At 31.6% G+C, this 15,438-nt stretch carries 11 protein-coding genes; 5 read left to right on the top strand and 6 right to left on the bottom strand.

Features of this window, described 5'->3' with window-relative positions:
- Position 1: 1 nt before the first annotated feature.
- Together ACOQOS_RS04240 and ACOQOS_RS04245 are read right to left on the bottom strand one after the other, a co-directional pair.
- A complete protein-coding gene (locus tag ACOQOS_RS04240) occupies positions 2–868 on the bottom strand; it encodes a FlgO family outer membrane protein (protein ID WP_420573722.1) in 867 nt (288 codons plus the stop codon).
- The gene (locus ACOQOS_RS04245) at positions 865–2,241 is read right to left on the bottom strand and encodes a hypothetical protein (protein WP_420573723.1); all 1,377 of its coding nucleotides are present in this window, start codon (positions 2,239–2,241) and stop codon (positions 865–867) included. Before ACOQOS_RS04245 ends, ACOQOS_RS04240 begins: the two co-directional genes overlap by 4 nt.
- A gap of 121 nt (positions 2,242–2,362) precedes the next feature.
- Between ACOQOS_RS04245 and ACOQOS_RS04250 the strand changes: the two genes are divergently transcribed.
- The gene (locus ACOQOS_RS04250; protein ID WP_420573724.1) at positions 2,363–2,557 is read left to right on the top strand and encodes a hypothetical protein; all 195 of its coding nucleotides are present in this window, start codon (positions 2,363–2,365) and stop codon (positions 2,555–2,557) included.
- Positions 2,558–2,598: 41 nt separating this feature from the next.
- On the opposite strand, the gene ACOQOS_RS04255 is transcribed toward ACOQOS_RS04250, so the two are convergent.
- Both ACOQOS_RS04255 and ACOQOS_RS04260 read right to left on the bottom strand, forming a co-directional pair.
- Positions 2,599–3,264, bottom strand: coding sequence for a LuxR C-terminal-related transcriptional regulator (locus ACOQOS_RS04255; protein WP_420573725.1), 666 nt, complete (start codon positions 3,262–3,264; stop codon positions 2,599–2,601).
- A 26-nt stretch (positions 3,265–3,290) separates the two neighbouring features.
- The gene (locus ACOQOS_RS04260) at positions 3,291–5,297 is read right to left on the bottom strand and encodes a tetratricopeptide repeat protein (protein WP_420573726.1); all 2,007 of its coding nucleotides are present in this window, start codon (positions 5,295–5,297) and stop codon (positions 3,291–3,293) included.
- Positions 5,298–5,430: 133 nt separating this feature from the next.
- On the opposite strand from ACOQOS_RS04260, the gene ACOQOS_RS04265 reads away from it, so the two are divergent.
- The 4 genes from ACOQOS_RS04265 to ACOQOS_RS04280 all read left to right on the top strand — a co-directional run bounded on the left by ACOQOS_RS04265 (position 5,431) and on the right by ACOQOS_RS04280 (position 12,368).
- Positions 5,431–7,107 (top strand): hypothetical protein, encoded by a 1,677-nt coding sequence (locus tag ACOQOS_RS04265; protein ID WP_420573727.1) that lies wholly within the window; start codon positions 5,431–5,433, stop codon positions 7,105–7,107.
- Positions 7,108–7,111: 4 nt separating this feature from the next.
- Complete coding sequence (locus ACOQOS_RS04270; protein ID WP_420573728.1) at positions 7,112–8,428, top strand: hypothetical protein; 1,317 nt, start codon at positions 7,112–7,114, stop codon at positions 8,426–8,428.
- On the top strand, positions 8,425–10,947 hold the full coding sequence (locus ACOQOS_RS04275) for a choice-of-anchor D domain-containing protein (protein WP_420573729.1): 2,523 nt from the start codon (positions 8,425–8,427) through the stop codon (positions 10,945–10,947). The genes ACOQOS_RS04270 and ACOQOS_RS04275 overlap by 4 nt, the downstream gene beginning before the upstream one ends.
- A 173-nt stretch (positions 10,948–11,120) precedes the next feature.
- Complete coding sequence (locus ACOQOS_RS04280; RefSeq protein ID WP_420573730.1) at positions 11,121–12,368, top strand: mechanosensitive ion channel family protein; 1,248 nt, start codon at positions 11,121–11,123, stop codon at positions 12,366–12,368.
- Between the two features lie 129 nt (positions 12,369–12,497).
- On the opposite strand, the gene ACOQOS_RS04285 is transcribed toward ACOQOS_RS04280, so the two are convergent.
- Together ACOQOS_RS04285 and ACOQOS_RS04290 are read right to left on the bottom strand one after the other, a co-directional pair.
- Complete coding sequence (locus ACOQOS_RS04285) at positions 12,498–14,453, bottom strand: OmpA family protein (protein ID WP_420573731.1); 1,956 nt, start codon at positions 14,451–14,453, stop codon at positions 12,498–12,500.
- Positions 14,454–14,473: 20 nt separating this feature from the next.
- Complete coding sequence (locus tag ACOQOS_RS04290; protein WP_420573732.1) at positions 14,474–15,418, bottom strand: type IX secretion system membrane protein PorP/SprF; 945 nt, start codon at positions 15,416–15,418, stop codon at positions 14,474–14,476.
- Positions 15,419–15,438: the final 20 nt, after the last annotated feature.

Here is a 15,438-nt window from a genome sequence, read left to right on the forward strand (position 1 = left end):
GTTAGTCTTTTATGATATAGGTAATTGATTTACATTTTTCTACTCTAATATTTCCTCTTTTTGGCGATTGCGTCGTCATTTCATTATGAATTTTTGCTTCAAACGAATAGATATTTTCAGGAATATTGAATAAGCATCCATTTTGACCAGGAGATAAAATCAATTTTCCAAAAGTTCTTTTTCTGTTTTTAGGATCGTACAATTCTGCGCTATATGTAGATCTTGTATTGTTTTGAAAGCAGTAATCGCCTGTTTTTTTGCGTTCACAATCTTCACTTGTAGTTCGCGGATCATTTTCTCCTTCTACTTGTATAACACGTCTGTTTTTAGGAATAGATATTTCACGATTTTGATATTCTTCGCTTAAAATAAATTTTAAACTTTCATCTGGTCGAACCGTTTTTATTGCTGCTGCTATTTGTTTTCCTGTTTCCGTATCAATGATTTTAATACGAACGCGCAAATGATGCAATGTATAGTCAACAGTTCCAGTAACTATAGCATCTGCAGCTACTAATTTGTTTATTTGTTTTGCTGTCGCTGAATCTATAAATCCTTCTTCATTCCATTGATGTTCAGCACTGAGTTGTTCAATATGATCTCTATCTACGACTTCAAAGTTTTTTTCTACATTAGTAAAGTGAACCGAGAAATCTCTGCCTACATAATCTCCTAATTCTGTTTTTTTACCTTTTGTACTGTGAAAGAACCAAACTGCTACAACCAACTTATTTTTTTGTGCTAATCGCGCTACGGTTTGATTGGCTAGATTCATCATATCTGTATCATAAGTAGAATCTTGTCCTGTAACAATTTGTGGTGTATAAAGTAGTATTAAGAATGTGATGGCTGGTATTATTTTTTTCATAATGTGAATTTTTTAATAGTGTTTGTTTTTGCAGCTTGCTTTGAGAATCCATTTCCAGTAACCGTTTTGGAATATGAGTTTTGTATTGCGCCCGTTTGTACATCGGTTATTGTATAGTTTACAGTTAGCGTACAAGTCTGTTTGTTTTTTAAAATAGCATTTTGTCTAAATTCGTATGTTACCTTTCCTACACATATGTAATCTGTGTGCTTGGATAAATTGTTTCCTAGTTTTTTTATGTCTCCCTGAAATAAAGATGCTATTAGTTCTTTGTTAAGTTGACTTGTCGGAATTAATTGTTGCGTCACCGTATATCTATCTTTTAATTGTGTTAGAAAATGTGTCGCAAAATCTGTTTCTAAGTTTGATAAAGAATCAAACATAAATACACTTAATTCTTTATGTTCTTTTGTATTTACAATGGAAGTATTTAGTGAAACAGAATTTTGTTCTTTGGTAGTTTTCGTATTTGTATTATGTGTACTTTTTCTTGTATTTTTATCACTATTCAATACTATATATTCCCTTATCACTTCTTTGTTTACAGGTTGCAACTGTTTTTTTGATATTGGATGCAATCCTCCAGTATTATAAAATTCTGGCTGATCATTATAAGTTGTATACCAAACTATCGGTTGTTCTTTGTTGTCGAAAAAGGTAGTACTTGTATCAGGGAAGATTCTGTTAAGATCACTTACGGTAAAATTTTTTGTATGTATCGTAATTGGTGAACGACTTGAACCATCTTTCTTGTTGTTATACACACTTATCGTATAGAAAAAAGCTATAGCAACAATAGCTACTACTACAATTGCACTAAATTGAAAAATACCTTTTCCTTCACCAACTTTCTTTTTTTTATGAACAGTTGCCTTTGTAGGCTTACTTATTTTTTCAAATTCAATTTTTGTGTAGTCATAATTTCGATCTAACGGACGTGGTTGTATGTCTAACAGTAACGCACAAATATTTAGCAAACCTTGTTTTTGAGGTTGTTGAGTTTTTCCAGATAATAATCGACTTATATTCTTACTTAATGTACTTGCATTTTTTTTGAATTGTATCAGTAGTTTTGATTCATCCTGAATCTCAATATAGTTTTTAAGAATTATTTGATCATCAGTAGAAAAATGATCATACATTTGAATTAATTGGAGTACTTCTTTTTTAATGACAGGTTCGCGCACATCATTTAAATAAAAATCTATGTCATTTTCAAGTAACCATGTATACTTTTTTAGAATACATTCTAAATAGAGTTTTTCTTTACTATCCATATATACTTTTCTTTTAAAAAAACAACCTCGGACAACCTCAGGACAACGTCGGAAAACTAAGAAAACGCCATCTTTTCCTTGTTTTCTAAAATACATTTACACCAGTGTTTAAGAGGAGTTAACATATACTCTTAAATCTAATGTCTTGCGCAAGACACTATGTGTAACAGCTGTTTACCGGAATTCTAGCTACCGAAACAGTGTAATACTGAGTGTCATGAGATATTATAAAATCTTTATTGTCTTTAGTATGTTTATTATCATTTCTTCAGGAATGACTTCTTGTACTCCTGATTCTATAGCAGAAGAGCAAAATACCACAGAGGTTTTCTCTACAGAGCCAGAATCAGAAAATCCGCTTCCTCCTTCTGAGGAAACTGGAGAAGATGATGAACTAGAACCTAATAGTTAAAAATGGATAGCAGTGATATACTAGTTAATCACTGCTACTCTTTAACTTTTGAATGGTGCTGTACAGTCTTCTATATTTTCTCTATTCGCGTTTTTATATTTGATGTATTTACTCATCAATTCTGCTACATTTTTGACTTTAAATTTTTTAAAAAGATTTCGCACATGTACTTCTACAGTTCTTGGGCTAATACATAATTGATCTGCTATCTCTTTGTGAATATATCCTTGACTCAATTTTTCTAGGATATCATTTTCTCGTTTAGAAATACGCATCCATGATTCAATTTCTAACATTTGAGTAATATTATAATCTATATATTTCCTATTATTTACAACTTCATCGATCGCTGTAAATGTTTCTTTCACACCAAGTTGTTTGTCTAAATACGCATCGACATTTAACTCATTAAAAAGTTTTTCATAATGCGCTATTCGTGTGTTTTGCGTTAAAATCATGATTTTAATCTTGGGATATAATTGCCTGATTTTATGAGCAATGGTAAATCCGTCATATTCTTTTGTTTCAAAATTTAAATCGAGTATAATGATATCTATTGCTTGATCTTTTAGTACATCTAATGTTGCTTTGTAATTATCTGTATGAAGTGTTTTTGCTACCAAAGTGTGTTGTTCTAGTAACAATTGAATGCCTTGTGCAAAGATTAAAGAATCTTCAACAACGAGTATTTTTAAATATGGTTTCATATAACTACATTTTTATCATCTATACTTTATGATATAAGCTTCAATGAAATTCTTACGATTGTTCCTTCTTTGGTATTTGTGATAGCCAATGTTCCGTTTAGCAAACTCATACGCTGTTTCATGTTGGTAATACCAATACCGTTTCCTGTTGAATCACTAAACCCTATACCATTATCTGCAATATCAAATTCTAATATATTTGTTTCTGTGATTCGGTGTGAGATTTCTACTTCTGTGGCTTGCGAGTGCTTTTCGATATTATGCATAGCTTCTAAAAAAACTCCGTAGAAATTAGTTTGATCTTCTAGTTTCATTGTATCCAATAATGCTGGCAATGGTAACTGTAATTTGACAAAAACTTTTCTATAGTATTGAAATTCAGAAAGCTGAGATACTATAATTTCTGTTAATGTTGCTTCTTGAATTTTACTATGTAAAGGAGACAAACGATGCGAAATAAGTCGTATTTGATGGTTTACATCTTTGATTTCATCTATGATAGACGTACTTATTTTGTCATATTCTTTCGCCTGAGAAAGCGCTAAAATTTTTAAGCGTATTCCATCATAACTTGTCGTTATAATATCGTGTAAATCTTTACTAATACTTTCCTTTATACTTTCTTGTCCTTGGTAAGTTGCTGCAAGTTTATCTAACTCTTGCTGTTGTGCGTTGATTTTTTGTTGTTGTTTGAAGTATAGATAGACAATGAAACTTGTAATCAGTACAAATGCTAATAGCGAAGATATATAAATGATAGAAGTCCGTTGCTTTAGAATAACTTCTTTTTGTGTTGAATTATTGACTGTGAGTTCTTTTATTTCTTGTTCTTTTTTATACGTTTCTAGTTCTTCTTGAAAACGTTGAACGAGTTGATTTTGATTATTATAAAAAAGTTCTCTTTCTAATTTTTCATACTTTTTATAGTATAATAAGGATTGCTCGTAATTCCCTGAACGTTCATAATAACGACTCTTTACAAAATAGTATCGTAATTTATTATTCTTATTAGAATGTGTATCTATATAGTTTTTAGTAGTTTCTAAATATGTATTTGCTTTTACATGTTGTTCCTCATCTATGGCAATTAATGCTAATTCGTTGTAGGTAACTGGAATTGAAACTGTATCTTTTGTTTCTTTTTTTAGTTGTAGAGCTTGTAAATAAGAATTTTTGGCAGAAGGATAATCTGCAGTACTGTAATACATCGTTCCCAAATTATGCCAAATACGTCCAAGTTCTTTTTTTACTCCTAATTGTTCACGAAGCGCAATCGCTTTTTTGTAATGAAAAATAGCACTATCTGACTTTAATTGCTCTTTGTATATGTTTGCCAAGCTATTATGCCCGTCAGATATTTTTTGAAATTTCCCTGATTTTGTCCACAATTCAAGTGCTTTCCTATAGTAATTGGTCGCAATATCATATCTTTTAAAAAGACGTTGAATTACGGCAATATTTCTACAAACTGACGCCAACTCTTCTTCTTTATCTAAAGATTCAAATCCTTTATATGCTTGCAACAAATATTTCATTGCTTGGTGATACTCGTTGTGCTTTTTATAGAGAATTCCTGCTTTTGAAAACGTTTTAAACTTTTCGTAAGAAGCTTTTTGATTGTTATAAGTCTCTAAAGAACGTCCTAAAAATTTCAGTACACTATCTTTTTCTTTTTTATGAATCAATGCAATGTTGAAATTGGCATTGGCAGCATGTATGGAAGTAGTCTCACTTTGTATACTTTGCAGAAAGTAGTTTTTTGCTGTCTTAAAATCTTTCTTATTGTAATAAATAGTTCCAATTTTTGTGTAAATAAAAGATGTATCTTCATCTAATTTCAAATCAGAAGCAATTGTCAACGCCTCTTGATATATAGTGACTGCTTCATTGTATTTTTTATCACCTTCTAATTGTTTTGCTTTTGCTAATAATGTATCCAATTCTCCACTCATGTGAGTTGTAGCTGCATGCAATGCATTGATTTGAAATGTAAAAAAGATCAAAAAAAAGAAGTTCCTGTAAATGTTTCGCATACAATGATTTTACTACACTAATGTAATTGAAAAAAACGAAAGTAGGAAAAACTGTTTTCTAAATACGGGAAATTACGTATTGCTATTAGAGACAATCATTGATAATATTGAAAAGTAAAATTATCAATGATATATGAGAAAAAAAACACTTATCATATTATTAGTTACTTTTCAATGGATTGCTGCTCAGAGTGATGCATTTATAGATGAAGTCACCGTAAAAGATACAAAAGTATATTATAATGGAGCTCTTTTCTCTGGAAATTTATATGAATATAAAGAAGAGGCGCAAACACCTAATAAATGTATTTCAAAATGTGAATATCTAGATGGTGTTCGTCATGGTTTGAGCAATTATTGGTATTTGAATGGAAAGCTTAAAAGTGAAGCTAATTATGAGCATGGAAAAAGTATTGGCGTACATCGTGTTTATTTTGAAAATGGAAGTATACAACAGATAAAAAGCTATGAAAATGGAGTTACTATTAAAGATGAGTTATTTTATGAAACTGGCTATCCAAAACATGTAAAAAATTATAATACAGCAGGAAAAAAACAAGGAAAGTTCATTATTTGGCATGAAACTAAAGCAAAAGCCATCGAAGAAAATTTTGAGAATGGTTTACGTGATCAATCACAATTCAAATATGATAGCACAGGGAATAAAGTTTCAGAGAAAATTTACATAAAAGGTACATTAACAGCAACAAAAACTTTCTACACATCTGGACATTTAAAAAGTTGGAAAGAATTTGATTTACAAACATCAAAACTAACTTTACACAGAACTTATTTTGACACAAATGAAGCTGAAATTTTTATCCAAAAAAGTTATAAAAACGAGTTGCTTCATGGGAAACAAATTAGCAAAAATGAACTTGGTGAACTTATTTCTGAACAAGAATACATAGAAGGTAATTTACTTTCTTCCAAAATTTATAAAAACAATAAACTCTCCAAAGAATCAGCATTTCTCAACAATTTCCAAACAGAAAAAACAAGTAATTATAATGATAACGAAACACTAGAATCAGTATCGTTTCTTACCAATAATAAAAAAGACAGCGTTTGGTATACTTATTTTCCGAATGGAGAGAAACGTACAGAGATTTCATATATAAATGATACAAAAGAATGGGAAGGACAATATACTAATAATCAAAAAGATGGAGTTTGGATTTACTATCATAACCAAAGCCTAAATCAAGTATACAAAACTTATACTGAAGGACAACTTGTCACCGAAGAGACCTTTGAAAAAGTGCATTTATTGTCCAACAGAATCAATGAGAAAAACACATTCGCGTATAAAAATAGAATCACCGATGAAACCATTATTCTTGTCATGGATGATACCTTTTCAAACGATTCAAATGCCGAACGTGTACAGTATACAATAAAACAATTTTTTGATCGATACTTTGACAATATTCTTCAAGTTACTGAAAAGCCTTATCAACTGATTGATAAATTTATTTATGTACAAAATTTAGAACTCTCTAAAAAGGAAACTATACATGAACGAAGAAAAAATCGATTTGATAAAAACGCTCCTATTATCAGAGAAAAAGGATACGATTTCTTTATTGTTTTTCATCTGTTTTTGACGAATCGCGAAGGTGAAGAATTATACAATAAAACTGAAAAAGTGAATAAATCTGGAAAGATGATTAATTCCTTATTGAACTCGGTAGCAAAAACATATGCAAAAACAGAAAATGAAGCTATTGAACGTGCATTTAAATCATTTACACTAAAACGTTTTTTTAGAAAAAACTTCAAAAAATCGTACAAGAAATATAAAAACTAAGACTATGAAAAATAGATTTACAATATTAGAAAACAACTATTATTATGGGTTTACCCGTACTTTTTGGCATATCACGATCTCTATTTTATTTATAGGTTTAATTGGCGGTATTATTATTATAGGCTGGAGTTTTATTCCGAGTAGTAAAAGAGAAGTTATAAAGGCTTCAACTCCGGTAAAACAGGCATATCCAAAGCAAGTTGGTGTAACTACAAATGAAATTGTTCGGAAACTTCCTAAGAAAAAAGAAGTCATAGAACAGATTCTTGATGAAGAAACTAAAATTGCAAATACGCCTACCAATCAAGAATCGTATGTGGTCAAAAATAATATTGATACACTTGGACTTCGAAATTTTAATAATGAAATCGCTAATTTAAAATCATATCTACCTGTAAAACAACACAGTACTTTATGGAATCCGATAGGATATTACACCTATCCGCAAGGAAAACGCAGGTACGAAGTAACCAAAAATGAAAAGTATCGAAAATGGGTGGTTACTAGTCAAGGTTTAAAAGAACGTATCATTTCCAGAACGAATACTATGGGATTCAGTTCATACAATGAAAAGTATCAACTTATAAAAGCATATAACAACTGTTTGTCTAAAATAAATGCGACAGATCGTGAAGTCATTTTAAAGAAACTACTTAATTTTTTTAATACGAATAAAGTACAAACGATTCTTGCTATTGAAAAATTGACAAACCTATTACCCTTATTTACAGATAACTTATCACAAGCATTTGATAACGAGTCGTACTTTATTAAAAAAAATCCTCAGGACGGAATGGGCATGATTGCCTTTGAAACTCAGGTGTTGCCTAGTTTTACTATTGAAGATAGAATGCAAGCTGCTAAAGTGTTGAAGAGTGAATATCTGAATCACTACGATTATAATTTAACTGCTTTTAAGGAAACGACTCAAAGCTTTATGAAAATGCTTCCTAAATTTTCAAAAGGACAAGAAGCACTAGCATTACAATACTATTACCAAGTTTACAGAGATAAAAACGCGCAACGTATTGCCCAAATTAGAACTATTGATAATCAGCATCAACAACAAATCAATGACATTGAAAATCAATATAAAGCTGATGTACGCATGGCAAAAACAGAATATGACAATAAAGTACAGAAGAAAATTTTCTGGCGTTTATCTAGTTTTTGGGGAGTTTGTTCAGCTATTGGAAGTGTTTTAGTAGTAACGGTAATTCTACTTTCACTCTCTATGGTACGAAATGTAAACAAACTTGCCAATGCTTTATTACTTCAAAGAGAAACTCAAAATCAAACAAACTCAAAAGAAACCTTATGATGAACAAAAAATACTTACTCCTACTTGTATTACCATTATTATATTTTGGTTGTACAGAAGATGAACCTATAGAGGTTGAAGTAATTAATACGGATATTTCGGTTTCAAAAAATCAAAATGAGATATTTTGGATAGATGAAGATGATTTAAATAATCAAATAGCTAATTCATTTACATTCAACTTTGGTAATGCACAAGCAAATGAAATAACAACAACCGTTGAGATCAATGAGAACAATACAGAAGTTACTGCTAGTATAAGTTTAAAACCTGAATTTCAAGATAAGTATTCTGATTCTAATTTATCAAATAATACAGCAACTATTACTTTAACTCAGACATCATTAGAAGATCCTACAATAACTCCACCTTCTCCTAGCATATACGACTTGAGTGCTTATGATGATTTAAGTAGTTTAGATCCTATTGATGTACCCATGAAAATTCATATTGTGAGAACAAATAGCGGAGGAGGAAATTTTGTGTTATCAGAAATTGAATTAAATAACTATTTAAGTCAATTAAACGAAGACTTTGCTCCTGCCAAGTTAAATTTCGTAATATGCGGAGACATTAACTACATAAATAATAGCAATTATTATGATTTAGATGATAATAACCAAGAAGATGAAATGGGAAATACATATGATATTGAGAATGTGATTAATGTATATTTCTATGGACAAGGAGCTACTAGTAGAGGGCATTTTTCTCATGATGGAATTGATCGGTTTAGAGTAAATACAAGTCAACTTTTAGTTAGAGAATCTGTATTTCAACATGAATTAGGTCATTATTTAGACTTATATCACACTCACGAAATTTGGAACAATACTAATATAGAATTAGTTGAACGTTCTAACTGCTCTACTGCGGGAGATTTGCTATGTGATACACCAGCTGATCCCAGATTGAGAACAGGTGTAAACGTTAATAATTTTTGTAATTATATTGGCAATGAAATAGATGCCAATGGTGATTCGTATACTCCATTAACTGACAACATAATGTCATATGCAACTCAATGTAGAACAGAATTCACTGAAGAACAACTTGAAAGAGTAGCTTTTGTTGCTAGAGAAGTTAGAAGTTATTTAAGCTTTGATAACTGCAGTAATATTTCTTTATCAGAAATACAATTATCTGGAGATATTGACTTCGATAATGTGCTTATCGGACAAACTGAAACAAGAATACTTACTATTGAAAATACAGGTAACGAAAGTTTTAATGTTACAAATATAACTTCGTCAAATCCTGCTTTTACTATTGTTGGAAGTAGTATTACAGTACAACCTAATACTACCGTTGAGATCCCTATTCAGTTTGCACCTACACAAGAACAATCTTACAGTGGTGTCATTACTATTGATAATACAGCCAATAATGCCAATAGTTCTAATAGTACAATTCAAGTCACTGGAACTGGTTTTTCAAACACAAATAATTTTTCAAACATTTCTGTTACTGGCAATTTAAATTTTGGAAATGTAGAAGTTGGTCAATCAGCTACAGAAACATTTGTTATCAATAATACAGGAAATGAAAGTTTTGCTGTATCGAGCATTAATTTTCCTAGTAGTGCGTATACGGCTAATTTTACTGCTGGAACCATAAATCCGAGCAGTCCACAAGAAGTAATCGTTACATTTCAACCTACAAATGAGCAATCCTACAATGGAACAGTGACTATAAATCACAACGCTGATGGCGGAAACAATACGATTTCAATTAGCGGAAATGGTACAAATACAAATACAGGACAGCCTAACTTAATTTACAATGATTATAGAATTACAAGTGATGATAATAACAATGAAATTGTTGAAGCTGGAGAAGATATAGATTTTGATATTCAACTGCAAAATACAGGAAATACTACTGCGACCAATATTGAAGTTATAATTGATACTAGCGACCCAGATATCAATATATCTGATAATGATAGAATTTATGACGATATGCCAGCTGGAGATTTGGAATGGAATGGTGGAGATTTTGACTTTCAAGTCTCTAGTTCTTGCCCAACAAAAACGGTGACATTTACTATGCAGATAATTTCTGACCAAGGTAGTTGGACAGATACATTTACCATCAATGTACAAGGCGCAAACAATGGTTTGCCGCAAGTATATGCCACGTACTCACCTAGAGATAGTTGCTCTGCTACAGGTTCTTCTGATGATTACAGATTGGATTTAAATACAATTTACTACCGAACCAATTGGAATATTGACAATATCATCGGTTATGGATCTGATGGAAGACGTGGTATGTGGTATCGATTCACAACAACTAGCGCTGGTGATTATACGATTACTTTGAATATGAATGGAAATCCCGGATATGAATTATATACCGTTTGTGGAGCTGCGCCAATAGCTACAAGAGATGCATCAAATGGTAATTCAGAAACTGCAACATACACAATTAATGCTGCAAATACAGACATTTATATTAGATTTTATGATAATAACGATAACTCAAATGTAGATTTTGGAATAGCTATAGAACATTAAAAAATACGGTTGGTTTATCGAAGCCTAGACATTTTGAAAAAGAAATGTTTAGGCTTTTTTTTATACTGTTCATTTTAAAAATTTTATAAATTAATCTAAAAACCTTCACTCTTTTAGTTACTTATGATTCATAATTAATTTAATGCGATTACCTTTGTCAAAATTTATTGTTCATGGATTTACAAGAGCTATTTTGTTTGGTAAATGATTTTTTAATCGCTAGAGATTATACTGAGAATACTGCTATGTATATCAGTCTGATTGTAAATTGTATAGCAGTTGGAATTATTGCATTTTTGATAGATTACGTCATCCGACGGCTCTTGATTGCGTTGGCACATCGCATTGCTCCAAAAACTAAGAATAATTTTGATGACTTTCTAATTAAGAATAAGTTACCTCAAAATCTAGCACATGTCATTCCTATACTATTTATAGAACAAGTATCGCCTTTTTTATTCGTAGACTTTCCTGATTTTCAACATGGTTTTTTAATTGCTATTGATATTTTCTTGGTGATATTAGTCATTCGTGTCATTCGAAGTATTTTAAATTCGTTGCGCGATTTTTTAAAGACTTTAAATGCTTTTAAAGATAAGCCTATTGATAGCTATATTCAAGTCTTTATGATTTTTGTGTGGATGGTTGGAATAATTCTTAGTTTTTCTATCCTTACGGGAAAATCTATTATAGCATTTGTAACTACACTTGGTGCTTTATCTGCCGTAATTTTGTTAATTTTTAGAGATACTATTCTTGGTTTTGTTGCTAGTATTCAAGTAGCTGTGAACGATATGGTTCGAATTGGCGACTGGATTACGATGGAAAAATACGGAGCAGATGGTGATGTTGTAGAAATAAATTTGGCAACTGTAAAGGTTCAGAATTTTGACAAAACTATCACAACCATTCCTACCTATGCGTTGATTTCTGATTCGTTTAAAAATTGGCGAGGAATGAACGATTCTGGCGGAAGACGAATAAAACGTGCTATTATTATTAAAGCGCAAAGCATTCACTATCTCAGTATAGAAGAAATTGAAGAGTTAAAGAAAATACAACTCATTTCTGAATATGTTACGAATCGTCAAGAAGATATTTCTACATTTAATACGACACATGCTGCAGATAAATCACTATTGATTAATGGTCGAAATTTAACAAATATTGGAGTGTTTCGTAAATATGTAGAATCGTATTTAGAAAACCATCCTGCCATTAATAAAGACATGACAATTATGAGTCGTCAGTTGGCACAAACTCCAAAAGGAATTCCGTTAGAAATTTATGCTTTTAGTCAGGATAAAGTCTGGAAAAACTACGAATATATTATGGGAGATATTTTTGATCATCTCTTAGCAGCAGTTCCGTATTTTAATTTAGAGATTTATGAACTGAATATGGATACTTCCAAATCTTAAATTTGTTTCGATTTTGATAGTGTATTATTAGGTTATAATCTAAAAAAATCCCCTTCAAGCAACTGCTCAAAGGGGAAAATAGAAAAGTAAATCTTTTTTAAAAAATTGCCTAAAATACTCGAATTGTACTTAATTTTCAATAATAATAAATTCACTTCTTCTATTAAGTTGATGTTCGTATTCGGAGCATGGGACTCCGTTACTACATCTATTTACGTGCCTAGTTTCTCCGTAGCCTCTTCCCAGGAGTCTACTTCGATCTATACCATTGGTTATTAAATATTCTATAGTTGATTTGGCACGTCTGTTTGATAAGTCCATGTTGTAATCATCGTCTGCTCTACTGTCTGTATGTGAGCGTACGTCAATTTTCATGGTTGGATATAGTTTCATAATAGCAACTACTTTGCGTAATTCTATTTCTGCATCGCCTCTAATGACATCTTTGTCGAGGTCAAAATAAATAGGGTTTAATCCTAGTATTGTTACTAGATCAGATCCTATAGGAGCTATGATTGGTTTTTCAAGCGTGTTCCCTGCTTTTAAAAACAGTGTTTTCTCGATAACTTTATTAAGCTCATTTGTGGTTCCAAAAGATTTTTCGGCAGTAGTGAATCCTTCTTTAGAACCTCTAATGGAATATTGTGTATTACATGCTAACATGAATGTAAAAGTTCCGTCGTCTTTGGCAAAGGTCTCTTCTACTCTATTGTTATCTCCATCAAGTAATAATACTTTTGCATTTGGAATAGGATTACTTGTAGTTTCATCCAATACAACACCTTCTATTTTTTGAGAGCATGTTGATATAATTTTTTGTGTACGTTTAAAACTGTAAATATCATCATCTCCCACACCACCTTCACGATTGGAAGCAAAATAACCTGCTCCAGTAGTTTCATTTATGATGAAGGTAAAATCATCCTCTGGACTGTTGATTGGACGACCCAAGTTGAATACTTCCCCGTAGGTATTTGTTCTGTCAATAGTTGACACAAAAATATCTAACCCACCCAAACCAACATGTCCATCGGATGCAAAATAAATTTTATTGTCTTTGCTTATAAATGGAAAGGTTTCTCTGCTTTCCGTATTGATTTTATCTCCTAGGTTAATTGGCTCTCCAAATTCAGTTCCTCGTATTTCTACTTTGTATAAGTCAGATTGTCCTTTTCCTCCTGGCATATCAGAAGCAAAATACAAGGTTTTTTCATCTAGACTCAATGCAGGATGCGCTACAGAGTATTGATCACTATTGAAGGGTAATTCTTCTACATTCCATTTTTCATTTTCAAGCGTTGCTCTGTATAATTTTAATTTGTTTGTTCCTGAGTCATCTTGTCTATATTCTTTATCTGTGTAATTATTTCGAGTGAAATAGAATGTATTTCCATCTTTTGTGTACACTGCTGTAGATTCGTGATATCTGGTATTGATGCTATTTGGCATTTTTGAAATCGTCTTGCCTGCATTTTCTGAAGTGATATTTATTTGATATAAATCTAAGAAAGGCTGTTCGTTCCAATCGTGAATTCTTCTGGTAGCACCACGATTTGATCTGTTTGATGAAAAGATTAATTGATTTTGATAGAAAGCTGGCGCAAAGTCTGATAGTTTAGAGTTAAAACCAGCATTCTCTGTTGTAAATCGTCCAGATTGTAATTCGATTTCATCTAAATAATTACGTTCATTCACAAAGAGTTTTGCACGATAATCAGCTCCTTTTGCTGCATAGAATTTTTCCATGATCGCATCAGAAGCAGCATATTGTTCTGTACTTTTTAGCGAAAGCGCATATCTGTATAAATATTCTGAATTTATATTTTCTGAGAAATTGTATAAAGCTCCATACCATTTGGCTGCGTTTTCATAATCGGCAGTGAAGTAATAAGAATCACCTAAACGAGCAAATAAATCTTCTGATTGAAATCCTTCTTCAGCAACTTTTAAATATGCCTTACGAGCATCAACAAAGGCATATTTATCGTACTCATCGTTTCCTTTTTGTATATTTTTTTCTTGCGCGTTAACCGCTATAATTCCAACGATTAAGAAAGCTATGATTGTATATAATGTGTGTCTCATCTGTAACTATTTTTGTTGGATTAAAAGAATCTTGGTGAAATCATTCGTTTGTTACGCTTAAAGAGTTCAAAACGGAGAAATACTTCGTATGAACCATCATTAAATTGTTGTAGTTGAGTGGTTTCTCTATCATATGCAAAACCTATCATGAGTTGATCGGATATTTGAAAGCCTGCCATAGCGCTCAATGCTGCACTCCATCGATAAGCGGCTCCAAGTGTCAATTTATCATAGATTAAAAAGTTTCCTGAAAGATCTACTTGTAAAGGCGCTCCTGAAACGAGTTTCATTAATCCAGCTGGCTTGAATTTTACATCATCAGATAAGTCAAATACATATCCTGTCATTAGGTAATAATTGACACGTTCGCGTGCAGTAGCACTTGAGTTATTACTATTGGGCGATTCGTCAAAATGTTCTGTTTCTAATATATTTGGCACACTTAATCCTAAATAGAATTTTGGTGTATGATAATATAATCCAACTCCAAATTGCGGTGAAAAACGATTGTCAATATTGATAAAAGCATCTGGATCTCCAGGATTGAAAGCTCCTGTGTTTAATCGATTCGAATCAATATCTAATAAATGTGCTCCAGCTTTTAATCCTAAAGCTAATCTTCCTCGATCTCCAACATCTAGTGTATAGCTAAAGTCAATATCAATGTAGCTTTCTTTGGCAATAAATATTTCATCATTGGTAATATTGATTCCTAGTCCTACACGTTTTCCTACTGGCGAATGCATGGAAGCTGTAAAAGTCTTTGGTGCGCCATCTAGTCCAACCCATTGTGTTCTATACAATCCTAGAAAACTAAATACGTCTCTTGAACCAGCATAGGCAGGGTTTATACTCAGCGTATTATACATATATTGTGTATACTGTGCATCTTGCTGAGCTGTTGCTATGTTAGAGAAAAACACTAAAACTAGTAAAGCTATGATCGTTACATAATTTTTTTTCATAAGTGTATGTGTTATACCTA

Origin of the sequence: Kordia sp. (genome assembly GCF_965224175.1) — a bacterium.
Lineage (GTDB): Bacteria > Bacteroidota > Bacteroidia > Flavobacteriales > Flavobacteriaceae > Kordia.

Bases quoted from the DNA above. Each gene is read 5' to 3' on its own strand.
- ACOQOS_RS04240 (WP_420573722.1), bottom strand. From the start codon at position 868: ATGAAAAAAATAATACCAGCCATCACATTCTTAATACTACTTTATACA.
- ACOQOS_RS04245 (WP_420573723.1), bottom strand. From the start codon at position 2,241: ATGTATTTTAGAAAACAAGGAAAAGATGGCGTTTTCTTAGTTTTCCGA.
- ACOQOS_RS04250 (WP_420573724.1), top strand. From the start codon at position 2,363: ATGAGATATTATAAAATCTTTATTGTCTTTAGTATGTTTATTATCATT.
- ACOQOS_RS04255 (WP_420573725.1), bottom strand. From the start codon at position 3,264: ATGAAACCATATTTAAAAATACTCGTTGTTGAAGATTCTTTAATCTTT.
- ACOQOS_RS04260 (WP_420573726.1), bottom strand. From the start codon at position 5,297: ATGCGAAACATTTACAGGAACTTCTTTTTTTTGATCTTTTTTACATTT.
- ACOQOS_RS04265 (WP_420573727.1), top strand. From the start codon at position 5,431: ATGAGAAAAAAAACACTTATCATATTATTAGTTACTTTTCAATGGATT.
- ACOQOS_RS04270 (WP_420573728.1), top strand. From the start codon at position 7,112: ATGAAAAATAGATTTACAATATTAGAAAACAACTATTATTATGGGTTT.
- ACOQOS_RS04275 (WP_420573729.1), top strand. From the start codon at position 8,425: ATGATGAACAAAAAATACTTACTCCTACTTGTATTACCATTATTATAT.
- ACOQOS_RS04280 (WP_420573730.1), top strand. From the start codon at position 11,121: ATGGATTTACAAGAGCTATTTTGTTTGGTAAATGATTTTTTAATCGCT.
- ACOQOS_RS04285 (WP_420573731.1), bottom strand. From the start codon at position 14,453: ATGAGACACACATTATATACAATCATAGCTTTCTTAATCGTTGGAATT.
- ACOQOS_RS04290 (WP_420573732.1), bottom strand. From the start codon at position 15,418: ATGAAAAAAAATTATGTAACGATCATAGCTTTACTAGTTTTAGTGTTT.